The organism is Mesorhizobium sp. L-2-11 (genome assembly GCF_016756595.1).
Lineage (GTDB): Bacteria > Pseudomonadota > Alphaproteobacteria > Rhizobiales > Rhizobiaceae > Mesorhizobium.
The window spans coordinates 2,864,365-2,882,182 of record NZ_AP023257.1; the positions used below are offsets into that span (position 1 = coordinate 2,864,365).

General features: G+C 63.7%; 21 protein-coding genes. 9 read left to right on the plus strand and 12 right to left on the minus strand.

All coding sequences use genetic code 11. From position 1 onward, the window contains the following. Positions 1-21 precede the first annotated feature (21 nt). The 7 genes from JG739_RS13750 (at position 22) to JG739_RS13780 (ending at position 6,455) form a co-directional block, all read left to right on the plus strand. On the plus strand, positions 22-963 hold the full coding sequence (locus JG739_RS13750; RefSeq protein WP_202366911.1) for a sugar ABC transporter substrate-binding protein: 942 nt from the start codon (positions 22-24) through the stop codon (positions 961-963). Between the two features lie 46 nt (positions 964-1,009). After that, positions 1,010-2,029 carry an ABC transporter permease gene (locus JG739_RS13755; protein WP_202366912.1) on the plus strand — a complete coding sequence of 340 codons (1,020 nt, stop codon included), beginning with the start codon at positions 1,010-1,012 and terminating at the stop codon, positions 2,027-2,029. After that, entirely contained in the window at positions 2,026-2,808 is a 783-nt protein-coding gene (locus JG739_RS13760; protein WP_202367458.1) for an ATP-binding cassette domain-containing protein, read from the plus strand. The genes JG739_RS13755 and JG739_RS13760 overlap by 4 nt, the downstream gene beginning before the upstream one ends. A 16-nt stretch (positions 2,809-2,824) precedes the next feature. Beyond that, positions 2,825-4,006, plus strand: coding sequence for an aldose 1-epimerase family protein (locus JG739_RS13765; protein ID WP_202366913.1), 1,182 nt, complete (start codon positions 2,825-2,827; stop codon positions 4,004-4,006). 91 nt (positions 4,007-4,097) lie between these two features. Beyond that, positions 4,098-5,186: a fatty acid desaturase family protein gene (locus tag JG739_RS13770; protein WP_202366914.1), complete on the plus strand. Its 1,089-nt coding sequence runs from the start codon at positions 4,098-4,100 to the stop codon at positions 5,184-5,186. Positions 5,187-5,229: 43 nt separating this feature from the next. Continuing rightward, positions 5,230-5,541, plus strand: a complete 312-nt coding sequence (locus JG739_RS13775) for a MocE family 2Fe-2S type ferredoxin (protein ID WP_128180732.1) — start codon at positions 5,230-5,232, stop codon at positions 5,539-5,541. 113 nt (positions 5,542-5,654) lie between these two features. Next, a complete protein-coding gene (locus tag JG739_RS13780; protein WP_202366915.1) occupies positions 5,655-6,455 on the plus strand; it encodes a 3-methyl-2-oxobutanoate hydroxymethyltransferase in 801 nt (266 codons plus the stop codon). Here JG739_RS13780 and JG739_RS13785 read toward each other — a convergent pair. Further along, positions 6,430-6,678, minus strand: a complete 249-nt coding sequence (locus JG739_RS13785) for a hypothetical protein (protein WP_202366916.1) — start codon at positions 6,676-6,678, stop codon at positions 6,430-6,432. The genes JG739_RS13780 and JG739_RS13785 overlap by 26 nt on opposite strands. Before the next feature lie 140 nt (positions 6,679-6,818). On the opposite strand from JG739_RS13785, the gene JG739_RS13790 reads away from it, so the two are divergent. Further along, entirely contained in the window at positions 6,819-7,079 is a 261-nt protein-coding gene (locus tag JG739_RS13790; protein WP_202366917.1) for a FitA-like ribbon-helix-helix domain-containing protein, read from the plus strand. After that, positions 7,079-7,504, plus strand: coding sequence for a type II toxin-antitoxin system VapC family toxin (locus tag JG739_RS13795; protein WP_202366918.1), 426 nt, complete (start codon positions 7,079-7,081; stop codon positions 7,502-7,504). The genes JG739_RS13790 and JG739_RS13795 overlap by 1 nt, the downstream gene beginning before the upstream one ends. A gap of 3 nt (positions 7,505-7,507) precedes the next feature. On the opposite strand, the gene JG739_RS13800 is transcribed toward JG739_RS13795, so the two are convergent. The 11 genes from JG739_RS13800 to JG739_RS13850 form a co-directional block, all read right to left on the minus strand. Next, complete coding sequence (locus tag JG739_RS13800) at positions 7,508-8,395, minus strand: amidohydrolase family protein (protein ID WP_202367459.1); 888 nt, start codon at positions 8,393-8,395, stop codon at positions 7,508-7,510. After that, positions 8,395-9,531 (minus strand): vWA domain-containing protein, encoded by a 1,137-nt coding sequence (locus JG739_RS13805; protein WP_202366919.1) that lies wholly within the window; start codon positions 9,529-9,531, stop codon positions 8,395-8,397. Before JG739_RS13805 ends, JG739_RS13800 begins: the two co-directional genes overlap by 1 nt. Before the next feature lie 244 nt (positions 9,532-9,775). Next, positions 9,776-10,672 carry an AAA family ATPase gene (locus JG739_RS13810; RefSeq protein WP_202366920.1) on the minus strand — a complete coding sequence of 299 codons (897 nt, stop codon included), beginning with the start codon at positions 10,670-10,672 and terminating at the stop codon, positions 9,776-9,778. A 9-nt stretch (positions 10,673-10,681) separates the two neighbouring features. Beyond that, positions 10,682-11,686, minus strand: coding sequence for a xanthine dehydrogenase family protein molybdopterin-binding subunit (locus JG739_RS36030; protein WP_202366921.1), 1,005 nt, complete (start codon positions 11,684-11,686; stop codon positions 10,682-10,684). 1 nt (position 11,687) lies between these two features. Continuing rightward, positions 11,688-13,055, minus strand: a complete 1,368-nt coding sequence (locus JG739_RS36035; protein WP_202366922.1) for a xanthine dehydrogenase family protein molybdopterin-binding subunit — start codon at positions 13,053-13,055, stop codon at positions 11,688-11,690. A gap of 13 nt (positions 13,056-13,068) precedes the next feature. Continuing rightward, positions 13,069-13,551, minus strand: coding sequence for a (2Fe-2S)-binding protein (locus tag JG739_RS13825; RefSeq protein WP_202366923.1), 483 nt, complete (start codon positions 13,549-13,551; stop codon positions 13,069-13,071). Between the two features lie 36 nt (positions 13,552-13,587). Continuing rightward, the gene (locus tag JG739_RS13830) at positions 13,588-14,382 is read right to left on the minus strand and encodes an FAD binding domain-containing protein (protein WP_202366924.1); all 795 of its coding nucleotides are present in this window, start codon (positions 14,380-14,382) and stop codon (positions 13,588-13,590) included. Positions 14,383-14,397: 15 nt separating this feature from the next. Continuing rightward, positions 14,398-14,841: an SRPBCC family protein gene (locus JG739_RS13835; RefSeq protein ID WP_202366925.1), complete on the minus strand. Its 444-nt coding sequence runs from the start codon at positions 14,839-14,841 to the stop codon at positions 14,398-14,400. A 119-nt stretch (positions 14,842-14,960) separates the two neighbouring features. Next, positions 14,961-15,788 (minus strand): AraC family transcriptional regulator, encoded by an 828-nt coding sequence (locus tag JG739_RS13840; RefSeq protein WP_202366926.1) that lies wholly within the window; start codon positions 15,786-15,788, stop codon positions 14,961-14,963. A gap of 175 nt (positions 15,789-15,963) precedes the next feature. Then, a complete protein-coding gene (locus JG739_RS13845; protein WP_202366927.1) occupies positions 15,964-16,962 on the minus strand; it encodes an ABC transporter permease in 999 nt (332 codons plus the stop codon). Positions 16,963-17,003: 41 nt separating this feature from the next. Continuing rightward, the gene (locus JG739_RS13850; protein WP_202366928.1) at positions 17,004-17,744 is read right to left on the minus strand and encodes an ATP-binding cassette domain-containing protein; all 741 of its coding nucleotides are present in this window, start codon (positions 17,742-17,744) and stop codon (positions 17,004-17,006) included. Positions 17,745-17,818 lie beyond the last annotated feature (74 nt).

Sequence of the window (17,818 nt, forward strand, 5' to 3'; positions counted from 1 at the left end):
CACGAAAAAGGGAGGAAGAGAATGTTGAGATTCATACCGAAAATCGCGGCTGCGGCGACCGTGTTCGCCGGTGTTGCACTGGCTGCACCGGCGCTGGCGCAGGAAGCTCACAAGACGTTCTACCTGCTGTCGCATGGCGGTCCGTCGGACGCCTTCTGGATCGATTGGAATGCCGGCGCGACCAAGGCCTGCGACCAGCTCAAGGTGACCTGCAAGATCTCCTTCAGCGGCGGCGACATGGCGGCGCAGAAGGAGGCCTTCAACTCGGCACTTGCCGCCAGGCCGGACGGCATCGCCACCACCTCGGCGCAGCCCGGCCTGTGGACCGAGGAGGTCAAGGCGGCAAAAGCCGCCGGCATCCCGATCGTCTTCTTCAACACCGACGATCCGGCGACCGGCCGGCAGGCCTATGTCGGCGCCGACCTCAGGGAAGCCGGTGTCATCTGGGCGAAATATCTCGTCGACAACAAGATGGTGAAGCAGGGCGACAAGGTGTTCCTGCCGGTCGAAGTGCCGGGGGCCAGCTATCAGCAACTCGAGACCGAAGGCATTGCCAGCGTCTTCGATCCGCTCGGCATCAAGTATGACGTGGTCGATTGCGGCACCGATCCGGCCGGCATCATCGCCAAGATGACCGACTACATGGTTGCCAACAATCCGCCGGCAATCATTGCGCTCGGCGATTCCGTTGCGGCCAGCATCAAGCGGGTGTTCGACGGCGCCGGCGTGCCGGCCGGCAAGATCCCGGTCGTCGGCTGGGGCAACTCCAGGGAAACTGCCGAGTCCGTCAAGGCCGGCTTCGTCAATGCCGCTGCCTGGCAGTTTCCCTCGGCGCAGGGCTTCATGCCGGTGGCGCTGCTCGGTCTCGCCGCCGCGGGCGAACCGATCGGCTACGATATCCACACTTTCAGCCTCTACGACGCCTCGAGCGTCGAGCCGATCCTGAAACTCTACGACAAGTGATTGAAACTGACGCCCGCTGCGCAGGCGGCGGGCGTCACCCCGAGATATGGTCCAAGCAGTCATGACTATCGCCGCAGAAGAGGAAATGCCTGTTGTGAGACGAAGGTCGAGCCTGATCCGCTCGCCGCAATTCTCTTCGCTCGTCATCCTGATTGCCCTGCTGGCGGTGTTCGCGATCGCCGATGCGAACTTCCTGTCGCCGCTCAACATCTCCAACATGATGGCGTTCCTGCCCGAACTCGGTATCATCGCGCTCGGCATGACGCTGCTTCTCACGGCGGGCGAGTTCGACCTTTCGGTCGGTGCCGTGTTCGGACTTGCACCGGTCGTGGTCATGCTTCTGGTGCAGAACGGCGGGTTCGATATCGGCATCGCGCTGCTTGCCGGCCTACTGCTCTGCATAGCGATCGGTGCGGTCAACGGGCTGATCGTCACCAAGATCGGCATCTCCTCCTTCCTGGTGACGCTGTCGATGTTGCTCGTGGTGCGAGGGGCGGCGCTCTACATTACGCAAGGCTTTCCGCTGAAATCCTGGGACCAACCGGGCTTTTTCGTGACGCTGCTGGCCGGCAGCTTCAATATCGGAACGTTCCGTTTCTATACCTCGCTGTGGTGGTTCATCGGCCTGTCGCTGCTGGCGATCTACGTGCTGCACTACGCCAAGCTCGGCAACTGGATCAGCGCCATCGGTTCGAACCGCAACGCTGCGGTGGCGCGCGGGGTGCCGGCCGATTCGGTCAAGATCTGGCTGTTCATCCTGACCTCGGTGCTGGCGGGTCTGGCCGGCATGATCAGCGCCTTCCGCATCTCTGCCGCCTCGCCGGTTGCCGGCACCGGCTACGAACTCGAAGTGATCGCCATGGTGGTGGTCGGCGGCACCGCGCTCACCGGCGGCCGCGGCACCATCCTGGGCACCATCGTCGGAGCGCTGATGCTGCGTAGCATCCGCAACGGCATCGTGCTGATCGGCGTGCCCGGCCTCGCCTACAACATCTTCGTCGGCGTCATCATCCTTGCCATGCTCATCCTGCACGCTTTGCTGCAGAAGAACGCCGCCAGGAGCTGACCATGGAAGTGCTTCGGCTGCACAATCTGCAAAAGTCCTTCGGCAGCGTGCGCGCGCTGAAGAGCGCCTCCTTCACGCTCAACGAGGGCGAAGTCGTTGCCTTGCTCGGCGACAACGGCGCCGGCAAGTCGACGCTGATCAAGGCGATCTCCGGCGTCTTTCCGGTCGACCGCGGCGACATCTATGTGCGCGGCCAGAAAGTCTCGATCCGCTCGACGCGCGATGCGATGGATCTCGGTATCGAGACCATTCATCAGGACACGTCGCTGGCGCCGGACCTGAGCATCGCGCGCAACCTTTTCCTCGGCCGCGAGCCGGTCAATCTGAAATGGCTTGGCGTGTTCGCGCCGCTCGATCTCGCAAAATTGCGCGACGCCGCCTCGGCGCTTTTGAAGCGCGTCGGCATCTCGAAAAAACTCGACGCTGATGCGCTGGTCAGCACGCTGTCGGGCGGCGAGCGCCAGTCGATCGCCATTTCGCGGGCCATGCAGTTTGCCGCCAAGGTCATCATCCTCGATGAGCCGACCAACAATCTCGGCGTCGAGGAAACACACGGCGTGTTGCGCTTCGTCAAGGAAGTGCGCGCCGCCGGCCATTCGGTGCTTTTGATCACCCACAACATCCATCATGTCTTTCAGGTCGCCGACCGCATCATCGTCATGCGCCGCGGGGAGATCGTCGCCGAGCAGACGGTCGCCGATACCGACCTGCTGACCGTGGAAAGCATCATCACCGGCGCCGACATGTCGGCCCTGCTCAGGGAGACGAGAGCGAAGTGAAGGAACTGCCCGTCAGATGGTAGAGCTTTACGGCAAGACGCTTTCGCGCCGGCAGGTCTCGGAACGTTCCGGCATGCTGTCGCAATTCGCCGGCGTGCGGCTGATGACGCTTGGCGATGGTGTCGAGCGCGGCATCCGCATGCTCGAATTCCGCACCGGCTCCGGCCTGCGCTTCACCGCGCTGGTCGACCGGGCGCTCGACATCGCCGATTGCGATTTTAAGGGCCAGGCGATCGGCTGGCATTCGCCGAGCGGCTTTCGCCATCCCGGGCTGCATGAATATGAAGGCGAGGAGGGGCTGGCCTGGGCGCGGTCGTTTTCCGGCCTGCTGCTGACCTGCGGCCTCGACCATATATTGTTCATGAACGAGGTGCCCGCCGACAGCTATAATTATCCACCGAAGAAGTCGGTGCGCCATTCGCTGCATGGCCGAGTCAGCACCATCCCGGCGCGCCTGACCGGCTATGGCGAAACCTGGGACGGCGACCGCTGCGTGCTGTGGGCCGAAGGAACCGTCCAGCAGTCGACGGTGTTCGGCGAGGATCTGCATCTGCAGCGGCGGATCGAGGCCGATGTCGGCGGCAACGCGATCCGGCTGTCGGACCGCGTCGTCAATCACGGCTTCAGCCGCACACCGCATATGTACTTTTATCACATCAATGTCAGCCATCCGGTGCTCGACGAGGGCTCGCGCTACCTGGCGCCGATCCGCGACGTCGTCTGGGCGGGCCATGCCGGCGAGCGCTATGAGGCGCAGAAGGTCGGCTACCGCACGGCGCCGGCACCGCAACTGGGCTTTGCGGAACAGGTCTGGCAGCACGAACTCGGCGCCGACGCCAGAGGCGATGTGCCGGTGGCGGTGGTCAACGACCGTCTCGGCCTCGGTCTCGAAGTCGTCACCCGCAAGCACCAGTTGCCTTGCGCCTATGAGTGGCAGAATTTCCAGGCCGGGCACTATGCGCTCGGCATCGAGCCGTCGACACATCATGTGCTGGGCAATCTGGCAGCGCGCGAACGCGGCGAGATGATCTGGCTGGAGCACGGCGAAAGCCGTTCGTACGAAGCGGTGTTTCGGGTTCTCGACGGCGCCGGCGAGATCGCCGGCGCCGAGAGCCGGATCGCAGCGATTGCCAGGCAGCCGCGGGAGGATTATCCGCGGCCATCGGGTCATTTTCCTGTTCTGGGAGGCAGGTCGTGACAATGGCGAAGGCGAGGCGAAACACCAGTTGGTTGGCTGGCCCCGGCCGGAGTGGAGAGGGCTCGCGGCCGTTCGGAAATTGGAGGTCACAATGGCTGGCAAGGTGAAGCGCGATTACAGCCTGGTTGGCGAAAGCACACGCAGGGCGATCGAGACGGGACTGGCTTCCGCCGAATGGTATCACACCGATGTCCCGCGCAAGGTCATCAAGGAGTTGATGCAACGTTCCGACGGCCCGGCGATCCGCGACACGATCATCTGGATCGCCGCCATCCTGGTCTCCGCCGCCGGCGGCGTCTATTTCTGGGGCACCTGGTGGTGCGTGCCGTTCTTCTTCGTCTATGGCGTGCTCTATGCCTCCGCCAGCGATTCACGCTGGCACGAATGCGGCCACGGCACGGCTTTTCGCACGCGCTGGATGAACGATGTCGTCTACCAGATCGCCAGCTTCATGCTGATGCGCAACCCGGTGACCTGGCGCTGGAGCCATGCCAGGCACCACACCGATACAATCATTGTCGGGCGCGACGCCGAGATCGCCGTGATGCGCCCGCCGGACCTGCTGCGCACCGCGCTCGTCTTCACCGGCATCCTCGACTTTCGCTATTCGCTTCCGGCACTGGTACGCCAGGCGGTCGGCAAGCTCACGCCGGACGAGAAAAGCTACGTGCCCGAGATGGAACAGCACAAGGTCGTCATTGCCGCGCGCTGGCATATCGCCATCTACATCGCCACAATCGCGCTCGCGGTTTTCATGCAGTCGTGGATACCGCTGGTGCTGATCGGCGGGCCGCGCCTCTACGGCACCTGGCACATGGTGCTGACCGGCCTGCTGCAGCACATCGGCCTGGCCGACAATGTCGTCGATCACCGGCTCAACACCAGGACCGTGTACATGAATCCGATCAGCCGCTTCATCTACTGGAACATGAACTACCACGTCGAGCATCACATGTTCCCGATGGTGCCCTATCACGCGCTGCCCAGGCTGCATGAATTGATCAAGCACGATCTGCCGGCGCCGAACCCGTCGATGTGGCATGCCTATCGCGAGGTCTGGCCGGTCCTGCTCAGGCAGCTCAAATACGAGGACTATTTCCTCAAGCGCGAGCTGCCGCCGACGGCACGGCCCTACCGTGGCGAGTTCCACGACGTGAACATGTCGGCAGCAGCTGAATAGCATTGCGCAGCACGCAACGAAGGAATTTCGGGAGAAAATAGAGATGGCCGATTGGGTCGAGGCGTGCGCCGTGGACGATGTCGACGAAGAGGATGTCATCCGCTTCGATCATGGCGGCCGCAGCTTCGCGATCTACCGTTCGCCGGACGATGAATTCTTTGCCACAGACGGCTTTTGCACACATGAAAAGGCGCATCTGGCCGATGGGCTTGTCATGGACGACATCATCGAATGCCCGAAGCACAATGGCCGCTTCAACTATAAGACCGGCCAGGCCAAGGGCGCGCCGGTCTGCGTCAATCTGCAGACCTATCCGGTGAAGGTCGAAGCTGGCAAGGTGATGATCCAGATCTAAAGCATGATCCCGAAAAGTGGGAACCGGTTTTTTGCTGCGCTGACCTTCGGTTCGGAAAAGATCATGCAAAATCCTGACCAGCCTTCCGTAGTGCAAAAAGGGGACCAAAATCGATGAGCCGGAAAAGACCGACGGTGGCAGACCTGCGCGCCATGAAGGGCAAGCGGCAATTGACCATGCTGCGGGTGCTGACGATGGAAGAGGCCGAGGCTGCTGAACGAGCCGGTGTCGACATCGTCTCGGTGCCGCCGGAATTGGTACTCAATCCGCAATACCGCGATGCCGCACCCAGCCTGTTCACCATGCCGGGCGACAATTTCTACGAGATCGGCACAGCCGACGATTTCGTCCGCTGGGCGTTCCGGCTCTACAAGGCGAGCGCCGATGCGGTTTATTGCAGCGCCGGCTTTGCCACCGTCAAACGGCTGGCCGATGACAATATCCCGGTGATCGGCCATGTCGGCCTGATCCCGTCGCGCGCCACCTGGACCGGCGGCTTCAAGGCTGTCGGCAAGACCGCCGACAGCGCCATGCAGATTTTCGAGGCCGTCAAGCAATACGAAGCGGCCGGCGCGATCGGCGCCGAGATCGAAGTGGTGCCGGTCGAGGTGGCCAAGGCGATTTCGGAACGCACCTCGCTGATCATGCTGTCGATGGGAGCCGGCACCGGCTGCGACGCGCAATATCTGTTCGCCGACGACGTCCTTGGCCAGAACCGCAGCCACATGCCGCGCCATTCCAAGGTCTATCGCAATTTCGCCGCCGAATTTGACCGCCTGCAGGCGGAACGCATCGCCGCTTTTTCCGAATATGTCGCCGACGTCAACAGCATGGCTTATCCCGAAGACAAGCATGTCGTGCATATGGACCCGGATCAGCTCGGTCGGTTCATGGAGAACATCGACGCCGGATGAGACGCGCCGGCTGCTCGACAATATCGTCAGCCAACATATGCGACGGCACTATGGCCGCCATGTTCCCGTCGCCAGCGCCAGCGTAAAGCGCCTCGGCGTCGATTCCCAGCGTCCCGTCTTCCCTGAGCGGCGCGACGAGGGCACGCACGGCCGCGTGCATTCCCGCTGTGCCCGGCGCCAGCGTCAGCCCGTCGCGCAGGTCGACGGCCTGTGCGACCGCCATCAGACGAAAGGAAATGCCCCACAGGACCCTACGCGAAGTAGGGTACAGAAAGGGCAGGTTGGCAAGGTGGGCTAACTCGTTGACTGCATATTGCCTTGGATGATATCATTGATGACGATTTATAAGGAGTGATATCATCAATGCCGGCGATCACGATACGGAATCTGCCCGTTGAGACGCATCGTGCTCTCAAGATGCGCGCCGCCCAACACGGGCGCAGTACCGAGGCCGAAATCCGTGACATCTTGGAAAATGCGACAAGACCAGAAGGGCGGATCAAGCTGGGTTCTCTTCTGGCCGAAATCGGTCGCGAGGCGAGACTGACCGACGAGGAATGGGCTTCATTCGAGGCCACACTTGAGCGCGACAAGACGCCAGCCGAGCCGATCAGGTTCGACTGATGATCCTCCTAGATACGAACGTCATTTCGGAGGCAATGCGGGATACGAACAATGGCCGCGTCATCGATTGGATCGACGCGCAGTCCGTCGAGACGCTTTATCTGGCGGCGATCACTGTAGCCGAGCTGCGCCTTGGCATTGCAGTGCTGCCTGCCGGTAAGCGTCGAGACAGGATTCGCGCGCGGCTTGAGCAGGAAGTGTTGCCGGTGTTCGCCGGGCGTGTCCTGCCGTTCGACATGGAGACCTCGGAGACCTATGCAAACCTTATGGCACATGCGCGGGGGATGGGCAGGGCCATTGATAGAGCTGACGGGTATATCGCCGCCACAGCGGCCTCCCACGGTTATTCAGTCGCCACGCGCGACACGTCTCCTTTCGAGGCAGCAGGCGTGGCGGTCATAAATCCGTGGGACGAATCCAACTAAAGGTCACACTGGCCGATACACCCGCTCCGCCGTGTTCCAGAAGATATCCGCCTCCGCGGCCGCACCATGCTTCGCCACCGCCTCCCGGTGCGCCTTGATCAGCTCTGCGTGGCTGGTCCACAGTTTCTCGATCGGGAAGTTCGAGCCGAACATCAGACGGTCGCTGCCGAGGATGTCGATCGCGTTGTCGACGATGTAGGCGATCAGCGTCGGGTCGTTGCGATGGACGAAGGTGCCGAGGCCGGACAGCTTGGCGTAGAGGTTTGGCGCTGCTGAAAGCGTGCGCAGGCCGGCCTTCCAGGCTTGTGTGGATTCCTCCGACATGTCGGTCAGCATGCCGGCATGGGTGAGGATGAAATTGGTTTCAGGATTTTCGCCGACAAGCGTTAGCCCGTCCTTCATCTGGGCCGGGAAAAGCTGAAGGTCGAAGGACAGGCCAAAGTCCTTCAGCCGCGTCACATTGGCCCGCACCTTCGGGTCGACAACCTGATCGGCGGACGCGGCGAAGCGGAAGGCCGGCGTTTCGTGCCAATGCAATTGCATGCGCACGCCGCGCAGCAGGGGGTATTTGATCAGCCGGTCGATCTGCGGACTGATATCGTCCACCGTCATGTCGGCATAGCCGACGATCGCATGCGGCCAGCCGGTTTCGTTAGCCGTCGTCTGCAGGAAGGCGACTTCGGTCTCGAAATCCTCCTTGGCCCAGTTGGTTTGGACATAGACCGCCTTCTCGACGCCCGAGCCCTGCTGGTCGGCGAGGAATTCCTCGATCGGGTAGTCGCGGCGGATCGGCTCGTAGGGACCAAAAATGCGCGGCACCATCGGCCCGCGCAGCCAGGGCTGGTCCTCTTGGCGCCAGATGTGGAAATGCGCGTCGATCGCCTTTTTCATCATGAAACCCTTTTCCAGATTGCTGCCGCCGCCGCAGCGGGGCGGGCGAGCGACAGGATGAAATCGCTGAGACCGGCTATCGACGAGCCGTCGGCCAGATCGTCGAGCAGCGGCAGGATGGCGCGAAGCGCTGCCGTCGCTGGCCGGAAACGCGGATCGCCGGCCAGCGGCGTCGCCAGCGACAGCCGGAAGGCGCGGGCGCTCAGCCGGCGCATCGCCATTTCAAGCTCGGCATGGTCGCCGCGCTCCAGCGCATCGGACAGGATGACGACCGCCGCCCCGCGCGCAAGTGAGGAAAAGCGCGGCACCGACAGGAAGGCGAGCAGCGTCGGTCCCATGCGGGTGCCGCCATCCCAGTCGTCGACCAATGCTGCGACGCGGGCGAGCGCCTGGTCGCGGTCGCGAATGCGCAGCGCGGTGGTGATGCGGGTCAGCCGCGTGCCGAAGGTGAAAATTTCAGCCCGGTCCGCGCCTTGCACCGCCGCGTGCGCCAGCTTGAGATAATCCGATGTGTAGAGCTTCATCGAGCCGGACACGTCGATCAGCAACAAAAGCTTGCGCGGCACGGTCTGCCGGCGGCGCAGCAGCGGCGACGGTATATCGCCGTCGGCACTGACGATTTCGCGCAGCGAGCGGCGCAGATCGAGCTTGCCGCGCGCGTGCGTGCGCACGGTACGGAAGGAGCGGCGGGCGGGCAGGGCGGTAGCGAGCTTGCGGCGGAAGGCGGCAAGCCCGTCGCCGTCGCGCTGGAAGTCGCGGGCGCGCAACTGTTCGGCGCCGGACGATAGCGCGCCGCCTTCCTCCTGGCGCGCCACCTCGTTCTCTTCGTCGCTGGCGCCGCCGTCGTCCTTGATGCGGGTTTCCTCATCGGCCTCGCCTTCGATGACGGCCGCGGTGTTGCCGTAGAAATAGCTCTGGAAATGCGCCTCGAATTCGTCGCGGCGGTCGGGCGGCGGCGCCAGCGTGGCAAGCGCCGCTTCGTGGATGTCGGCCATCGAGCGGGGCCCGAGCAACGTCACCGCCTGCATGAAGCCTGAGACTTGTTCTGGCGCGACTGCAAAGCCGTAGCGGCGCAGCAGCCGGCCAAAGCCGAGCAAGGGTGCTGCGGCGCGGGGTAAGCTTTCTCCCCACATCATTCCTTCGCACCCCCCTCTGTCCTGCCGGACATCTCCCCCTCAAGGGGGGAGATCGGCTGACATCCCGGATTTCGCAAATCTCCAACATCGCAGAACTGAGCGAAGCGCCGAAACTGCCAATCTCCCCCCTTGAGGGGGAGATGTCCGGCATGACAGAGGGGGGTGCTGTCCCGCAAGCGGTGAGATCGATCCACATTCAGCCGCCTCCCCGTGAACGGGGAAAAGGGATTTTTGACGTCACCCGTCACGCCAGTGCCTCCTCGACGATCCGGCCAAGCTCGGGGGCGATGTAGGACAGGTCCTCCTCGTCCTTGATCAGTACGCCGATGGCGCGGCGGAAGGCTTCCGGCCACGGGCTGCCGCCCTTTTCGAGGATGGTCGCGGCGTTCGCCCATTCGACCGCTTCGGCGATGCCCGGCGGCTTGGCCAGCGGACGGGCGCGAATGTCGCGCACGGCAGCAGCCACGGCGCGCGCCGTGGCGTTGGCGACGTCGCCGGCGCGCAGCATGATGATGGCGGCCTCGCGCTCGGCGTCGGGATAGGTGATCCAGTGGTAGACGCAGCGCCGCCGCAACGCCTCCGCCAGTTCGCGGGTGCGGTTTGAGGTCAGGATGACGATCGGCTGGGCCGTCGCGCGGATGGTGCCGCGCTCGGGAATGCTGATCTGGAACTCGGAAAGAAATTCCAGCAGCAGCGCTTCGAACTCATGGTCGGAGCGGTCGATCTCGTCGACCAGCAGCACGCGCTTTTGCGGCGCCTTCAGCACCTGCAGCAGCGGCCGTGCGATCAAAAAACGGTCGTCATAGATGTCGACCTCATGCTCGCCGGCATGACGGATGGCGAGCAACTGGCGCTGATAGTTCCATTCGTAAAGCGCATGCGCGGCGTCGATGCCTTCGTAGCATTGCAGCCGCACCAGATCGCGCCCGAGCAGTTCGGCTATCGCCTTGGCCGCCTCGGTCTTGCCGACGCCCGGCGCGCCTTCGAGCAGCAGCGGCTTGCCCAGCCGGATCGCCAGGAAAATGGCGGTGGCCAGGCTTTCATCGGCCAGATAGCGCGAGGCGGCGAGGCGCGATGCCACCGCCTCCGGCGAAATGGCGACAGTGTCGACACTTCTAGTCCGGGCGCTTTTTTTGGGCATTTCCAACACTCAGTTCGAGGCTTGCGCCTTCAGCGCCCGCAGGATGCGTTCCGGCGTGATCGGCAGCGTGTCGATGCGCACGCCGACGGCGTCGAAGACCGCGTTCGCGACCGCCGGGATTTGCGGGTTGGCGCACATTTCGCCCGGCCCCTTGGCGCCAAAGGGTCCGTCGGCCGAGGGCCTCTCCAGCACGATGATCTCGGTTTGCGCAAGATCGCCCGGTCCCGGCATCAGATACTGGTTGAAGTCGGTGCCGCCGTGATCGCGATTGGGATAATAGGGCTCGGTCGTCTCGTAGAGCGCGTGGCTGATGCCCATCCACGAGCCGCCGACGAGCTGCTGCTCGATCATCTTCGGGTTCAGCGCGCGGCCGATCTCGAAGACGTTCTTGACCGTCAGCACGGTGACCTCGCCAGTCTCGTCGTCGACCTCGACTTCGGCCACCGTGCAGGCATGCGCGTAGCAGGTCGACGGCTTCATCGCGCCGGTTTCTTTCTCGGGATAGGAGCGCGGGATCAAAAACATGCCGCGGCCGGAAATCGAGCGGCCGCGCTTGAAGTGAGCCGACAGCGCGACATCGAAGATCGAGATCGATCTTTGCGGCGCGCCCTTGACCAGGATGTTGCCCTGGCCGTCGGTCTCGAGATCCGAAGCGTTCACTTCAAGTTCCTCGGCGGCAACTTCCAGCATCACCTGCCGGGCTTCCCTGGCCGCCTGGATGACGGCGTTGCCGGCGCGGTGCGTGCCGCGCGAGGCGAAGGTGCCCATGCAGTGCGGGCCGGTGTCGGTGTCGGCGGTGTCGACGACGACGCGGTCGGTCGGAACGCCGATCGTCTCGGCACAGATCTGCGCCATGATCTGCTTCATCCCCTGGCCGAGATCGACGCTCGACAGCGTCACCATGAAATTGCCGGTCGGCGTCGAATGGACCAGCGCCTGGGTTGGGTCGCCGCCGAGATTCATGCCGGTCGGATAGTTGATCGCGGCGACGCCGCGCCCGCGCCTGATCGCCATTTCAAGCTCCCTTCGCGTAGGACGACATCGCCATGAATTTTTCCGCCACCGGCCAGTTGGCGGCGCGCGAGGCTTCCTGCATGCACTCGATCAGGGCCGCGCCCTCGGTCGGCTGGCGGTGCGCCTTCATGTCGCCGTCGCGGTAGGCGTTGATGAAGCGGAATTCGAGCGGGTCCATGCCGATCAGCCGGGCGAGCTTGTCCATCTGCACCTCAAGCGCGAAATCGCCGATGGTGACGCCGAAGCCGCGCATGGCGGAGGAGGGGGTGCGGTTGGTGTAGACGCAGTAGGTGTCGATCCAGACGTTCGGGATGGTGTAGGGGCCGGGATAGTGAGCGGCGCCCTTCTGCGCGCCATAGGGCGAATGGCGCGAATAGGCGCCGGCATCGGTGTAGCCGGTGACTTTTCTGGCGACGATGCGGCCATCCTTCATGACGCCGTCCTTGATGACGACCTTTTCGGCGGCGCGCGGCGAGGAAATCTGCATCTCCTCCTCGCGGCTGTAGATGAAGGAGACCGGCCGCCCGGTCAGCTTGGCGCCGAGGATGGCGATCGGCTCGACGATGACGTCGACCTTGCCGCCAAAGCCGCCGCCGACGGTGCCGCCGACGAAATGCAGTCTGTTGCCGGGCATCTGCAGGATGATCGAGGCGTTGTCGAGCGTGAAGAACATCGCTTGCGTGTTGGTGTAGCAGGTGAAGCGGTCGTTGCCCTCCGGCGCGACGATGCAGCCGGTCGTCTCGGTCGGCGCGTGCTCGATCGGCGACGATTGATAGGTCTGTTCGAGCACGTGATCGGCGCCGGCGAAGCCGGCCTCGACATCGCCGAAGCGCACCTTGCGGCATTCGCCGCTGTCATAGAGGTAATAATTCCGGCCGTGATATTCGTTGACAACGGGCGCACCGGGCTTAAGCGCTTCTTCCATGTCGAAGACGGCCGGCAGCACCTCGTAGTCGACCTTGACCTTGGCCGCTGCTTCCTGGGCGGCACGCTCGGTCTCGGCCAGCACCGCCACCACGGCTTCGCCTTTCCAGCGCACCTTGCCGTCGGCCAGCACCGTCTCGTCTTCCGGGCCGATCTGGATCAGGATCAGGATGGTGTAGACATTGTGCGGCACGTCCTTGGCGGTCAGGACTTTCACCACGCCCGGATGCATCTGCGCCTCTGAAGTGTCGATGCTGCGGATGCGGGCGTGATGATGCGGGCTGCGCACCATCTTCAGATGCAGCATGCCTGGAAAATTGCGGTCGGCGAAATAGGCGGTCTTGCCGGTGACATGACCGGGCGAATCCGAGCGCGGCCGCGGCTGGCCGATCTCGTGCAGATCGTCCTTGCGCTGGTCGGCGAAATAGCTCTTGCGGAGTTCCATCTTTTTACTCCCCTCAAGCCGCGTTCTGCGAATTGGACCGCGCGGCGGTCAGCACCGCCTGGATGATGGGCTCGTAGCCGGTGCAGCGGCAGATATTGCCCGACAGCGCCTCGACCACCTCGTCGCGGCTGGGGTCCGGCGTGTGATCGAGCAGCACCTTGGCGGCAATGATCATGCCCGGCGTGCAGAAGCCGCATTGGGTGGCGAAAGCGTCGAGGAAGGCGCGCTGCAAAGGATGCAGTACGCCGCCTTGCGAAAGCCCCGACGTAGTGGTGATGGCGGCGCCGTTGCAGGTCTCGGCGAGCGTCAGGCAGGACAGCCGCAGCTCGCCGTCGATGATGACCGAGCAGGCGCCGCATGTGCCCTGATGGCAGCCGCCTTTCGGCGAGGTGTCCCCGATCTTGTCGCGCAGTGCATGAAGCAACGTCGTGCCGCTGTCGATGAATTCGGCCTTCTCCGCGCCGTTGAGCGTGAACTGAACCGGGACCTTTGCCATTTTTTTTTACTCCTTGCGCCGCAGCCAAGCTGGCTTTCAGGCGAGCAAAAGCCGGCCGAGATGGACCGGCAGGACTTCGTTGCGATACCAGGCACTGGCGATCGGATCGGTAATCGGCGAGGTGCCGTCGCTCGCAACAGCCAGCGCTGGCGCGATGCCATCGCTGGTGAGTTTCCGGCCGAGCAGCGCCTTCTCCGCCGCCTTTGCGCGCATCGGCCGGTCGGCCATGCAGCCAAGCGCGATGTGCGCCGATGACACGGTTCCGTCCGGCGCCTGTTCCAGCACGGCGGCGATGCTCAGCACAGAGACGCCTTTCGGCTTGACCCGCGACACTTTCAGGAAGCGAAAGCCGCCGTCGACTGGCAAGCTGAAGTCGACCGAAGTGACGATGGCGTGATTGCTTTCGCGTTTTGCCAGGAAGGCTTCGATCGGCACCTCGCCGTCATCGGTGCCGACAACTGCTTCCAACGCCAGCAGCGCCACGGTAAAATCGCCATAGGGCGCCGGCGCGAAGAGATTGCCGCCGACGGTCGCCATGTTGCGGATCGCCGGCCCACCGACGGCGCGCGCTGCGTGGCTGAGGGAAGTCAGATCCGGGTGACGAGCGATCGCCGCCATGGTCACCGAAGCGCCGATGCGGACCTCGCTGCCGGAAACAGTGATGGCCGACAGCGCTGGCTCGGTCGACCTTATCAGGCTGGAGACCGAAACGTCGCCTTCATTGGCGGCGCGCACGACCAGCGTGCCGCCGCCGAGATAGCGGGTGCCGGCGGCTTTCAGCGCCGCATTGGCGTCCTTGACCGTCGAGAAATTCTGCAATGCAAGCGCCATGGCACGCTCCTTTGCTCAGCTTTGGCCAGCGAAATGACTTTTCAAAGCGTTAAAGCCGCCCTGGAAGACGTTGGCGCCCATGCCTTCGGCCAATTTGTCAGCTTCTTCCGCGGCTGCGTCGAAGCTTGCGGTCCATTCGGCATAGGTGCGGTCGCCATCGGTAACCCGGCGCAGCTGCAGCGTCGCCTGGTGGTTGGTCAGCGGTTGCGGCGTCTCCAGGATGGAGTAGCTGACGAGGAAATTGTCGTCGGAGAAGTCGAGCAGCTTCTCGCGGATGCGGGCGCCGCTGGCGAGCTGAAAGTTGCGCACGCAGCCGATCGCGCCGGCGTCCTTGCCGTTCTCGATATGGCTCTCGACCATGCGCGGGTGCCAGCTCGGCAGCCCGTTGAAGTCGCGTATCCGCGCCCAGACCTTTTCGACCGGTGCGTCGATGACGCTGGAGACAGTGACTTTCGCCATATGATCGTTCCCTTGCAGATAGCTGTGTCGCGAGGGTAGGGCGGCGAGTTCGGCAGCGCTTATCAATGCGTCTTGAACGCCTATCAATAAGTCTGAAAAAACGGCAGCCTGAAAATGGCTCAGGAAATGGCTCGCGCCGCCTCGCGATAGAGTGTCGGCGGAACGCCGGCATGGTCGCGGAAGAAGCGCGAGAAATTGCCCTGCGTGGTGAAGCCGAGATTGCAGGCGACCGAGATCAGCGGTTCCTGCGACCACTGCAACTGCCGCACCGCTTCCTCCATGCGCAGCGTGTTCCAGTAGACATTGGGCGTCAAATTGGTCTGCTCCTTGAACAACGCGAAGAAATGCGGCCGCGACAGGCCGACGCTGCGCGCCACCTCGTCGAAGCAGATGCGTTCGCAGACATTGGCCTTCATCAGCTGGATCGCTTTGCGGACACGGAAATCCTGCACGCTGTGGACGCGGGCGCACGCCATTTTCGGTGCGGAGGCGTCGGCGGCGTCGAGCACGCTGTCGATGAAGCGCTCGATCTCGTAATTGGCGATGTCGTCGATGCTCTCATTGTCGCTGAGATGGTCGAGAAGATTGGCTGCCGCCCTGTGCAGCCACGGCTCCAGCGCGATGGCCGGTGCTGAAAACAGCGGCGCGGTCGACGGCAGGTCGCGGCGCCGGCGCGCCCAGTCCGGATCGATGTAGAAGGCGAGGAACAGGCCGGGCCGGCCGTCGCGGGACAAAGCGTGGCTGTGCGGCTGGAAGGAATTGATGCCGGCGGCGGTGCCAGGCCCGAGCCGCACCGTCTCGCGGCCGATGGTCATCTCGCCGGCCGTGCATTCCAGCCAGATGATGATATGCGCCTCGACATGGGCATGGGTGACGAAGTCGCTGGCGACGTTCAGGACAGAAACATGTCCGAACCGGCCCCAGTAGAGCCTGATCGCTTCCGTCATGGGTATATCCTCCCGCAGGCGACTGGCCTCCCTTCGCCTGCAATCGGGATAGTGCGGCTCAGTCCGGGCCTGCGTCAAGGCGCGAGCATACGCTTGGCGCCCGTCATGAACCGTGCCGGCCGATTTTCAGACTGAGCGATAGCAACGGCAACGAATAGCGCGCGTGACCTGCGGCCTACTCGTTGCGCCGGAAATTGCGCAGCCGGTCGAACAGCACCGCCATCAGAATGGCGCCGCCGATGAACGTCCCCTGCCAGAAGGCGTTGATGCCGAGCAGGCCGAGGCTGTTGCGGATCACTTCGATCAGCGCCGCGCCGACGACGGCGCCAAACGCCGTGCCCATGCCGCCGGCCAGGTTGGCGCCGCCGATGACGGTGGCGGCGATGACCTGAAGCTCCATGCCGTTGCCGAGATTGGTGGTGACGGCGCCCAGCCACCCGGTCTGGATGATGCCGGCAAGGCCCGCCGCCAGCGCCGAGATCATGTAGACGGCGACCTTGATCTGGCGCACCGGAACGCCGGTCAGCGTCGCCGCATGCTCGTTGCCGCCGATGGCGAAGATGTGCCGGCCGAATTTCGTCCAGCGCAGGACGAAGCCGGTGATCAGCGCCAGCACGATCATGTAGAGCACCGGATTGGCGATGCCGAACACAAAGGCGCCGCCGCCCAGCGCCAGAAGCTTGTCGTGGTCGGGCCCGAACTGGAAGACGACGGTGTTGTTGGAGGCGACCATGGCGAGGCTGCGCGCGATCGACAGCATGCCGAGCGTCACCACGAAGGGCGGAAAGCCAAGATAGGCGATCAGGATGCCGTTGAAGGCGCCGATGATCAGCGCCGTCGCGATCGCAGCGGCAATGCCGACCTCGATGCCATAGCCGGCATGCATGGTCACGGCGAGCACCATCGAACACAGGCAAAGCACCGAGCCGACCGACAGGTCGATGCCGCCGGTGATGATGACGAAGGTCATGCCGAGTGCAACGATGGCGACGAAGGTGATGTTGCGGGTGATGTTGTAGAGGTTCTTCGTCGTGGCGAAGGAATCGGTGGCGACGGACAGGAACAGGCAGGCGAGGATGACCGCGATCACCACCCAGAAGGTCTGGCTGGCAAACACCCTGGTCAGCAAAGTGTGCTGTTTCTGCGCGATCGTCTGGTCAAGAGTTACTGCCATCGTCGACCTTTATCTGCTTGCGTGGTGAAACCCGGCTGGCATCAAACCTGTTCGATGGCGCCGGTGATGAGCCCGGTGACTTCCTCGGGCGAACTCGACGCGATCGTCTTGTCGGCGACCTTGCGGCCGCGCCGCATGACGATGACGCGGTCGGCAACGTCGAAGACGTCGGGCATGCGGTGGCTGATCAGCACGACGGCAATGCCCTGGTCGCGCAAATGGCGGATCAGGTTCAGCACCTCGGCGACCTGCCGGACCGAGATCGCCGCCGTGGGCTCGTCCATCAGCACGATCTTGGCCTGCGAAAGCATGGTGCGGGCGATCGCCACCGCCTGGCGCTGGCCGCCCGACATCTGCTTGACCAGATCGCGCGGGCGGGTCTCGGATTTCAGCACGGCAAAGATCTGGCCGGCGCGCTTGTACATCGCGGCGTAGTCGAGGATGCGAAACGGCCCGACGCCGCGGCGCAGCTCGCGGCCGAGATAGACATTGGCGGCGGCCGTCAGATTGTTGCACAGCGCCAGATCCTGATGGACGATCTCGATGCCGTGCTGGCGCGCCTCCACCGGCTTGTGCAGGATCAGCTCCTTGCCGTCCATCTGCATCGTGCCATGGCTCGGGCGGAAATTTCCGGCGATCATCTTGACCAGCGTCGACTTGCCGGCGCCGTTGTCCCCCATCAGCCCGACCACCTGTCCGGCCTCGATCGACAGCGAAACGTCGTTGACGGCCTGGATGGCGCCGAAATGTTTTGAGATGTTGGCGAGTGCGAGAACCGACACCAGACTGCTTCCTCCGTGCTTTCGGCCTGCGGTCCTGCCGCGGCCTAGCTCTTCCCAGCTCCTCCCGGGAACCG

Bases quoted from the DNA above. Each gene is read 5' to 3' on its own strand.
- JG739_RS13840 (WP_202366926.1), bottom strand. From the start codon at position 15,788: ATGACGGAAGCGATCAGGCTCTACTGGGGCCGGTTCGGACATGTTTCT.
- JG739_RS13750 (WP_202366911.1), top strand. From the start codon at position 22: ATGTTGAGATTCATACCGAAAATCGCGGCTGCGGCGACCGTGTTCGCC.
- JG739_RS36030 (WP_202366921.1), bottom strand. From the start codon at position 11,686: ATGGCGATCAGGCGCGGGCGCGGCGTCGCCGCGATCAACTATCCGACC.
- JG739_RS13790 (WP_202366917.1), top strand. From the start codon at position 6,819: ATGCCGGCGATCACGATACGGAATCTGCCCGTTGAGACGCATCGTGCT.
- JG739_RS13785 (WP_202366916.1), bottom strand. From the start codon at position 6,678: ATGGCGGTCGCACAGGCCGTCGACCTGCGCGACGGGCTGACGCTGGCG.
- JG739_RS13835 (WP_202366925.1), bottom strand. From the start codon at position 14,841: ATGGCGAAAGTCACTGTCTCCAGCGTCATCGACGCACCGGTCGAAAAG.
- JG739_RS13770 (WP_202366914.1), top strand. From the start codon at position 4,098: ATGGCTGGCAAGGTGAAGCGCGATTACAGCCTGGTTGGCGAAAGCACA.
- JG739_RS13830 (WP_202366924.1), bottom strand. From the start codon at position 14,382: ATGGCGCTTGCATTGCAGAATTTCTCGACGGTCAAGGACGCCAATGCG.
- JG739_RS13765 (WP_202366913.1), top strand. From the start codon at position 2,825: ATGGTAGAGCTTTACGGCAAGACGCTTTCGCGCCGGCAGGTCTCGGAA.
- JG739_RS13775 (WP_128180732.1), top strand. From the start codon at position 5,230: ATGGCCGATTGGGTCGAGGCGTGCGCCGTGGACGATGTCGACGAAGAG.
- JG739_RS13795 (WP_202366918.1), top strand. From the start codon at position 7,079: ATGATCCTCCTAGATACGAACGTCATTTCGGAGGCAATGCGGGATACG.
- JG739_RS36035 (WP_202366922.1), bottom strand. From the start codon at position 13,055: ATGGAACTCCGCAAGAGCTATTTCGCCGACCAGCGCAAGGACGATCTG.
- JG739_RS13805 (WP_202366919.1), bottom strand. From the start codon at position 9,531: ATGATGTGGGGAGAAAGCTTACCCCGCGCCGCAGCACCCTTGCTCGGC.
- JG739_RS13825 (WP_202366923.1), bottom strand. From the start codon at position 13,551: ATGGCAAAGGTCCCGGTTCAGTTCACGCTCAACGGCGCGGAGAAGGCC.
- JG739_RS13755 (WP_202366912.1), top strand. From the start codon at position 1,010: ATGGTCCAAGCAGTCATGACTATCGCCGCAGAAGAGGAAATGCCTGTT.
- JG739_RS13810 (WP_202366920.1), bottom strand. From the start codon at position 10,672: ATGCCCAAAAAAAGCGCCCGGACTAGAAGTGTCGACACTGTCGCCATT.
- JG739_RS13800 (WP_202367459.1), bottom strand. From the start codon at position 8,395: ATGAAAAAGGCGATCGACGCGCATTTCCACATCTGGCGCCAAGAGGAC.
- JG739_RS13845 (WP_202366927.1), bottom strand. From the start codon at position 16,962: ATGGCAGTAACTCTTGACCAGACGATCGCGCAGAAACAGCACACTTTG.
- JG739_RS13780 (WP_202366915.1), top strand. From the start codon at position 5,655: ATGAGCCGGAAAAGACCGACGGTGGCAGACCTGCGCGCCATGAAGGGC.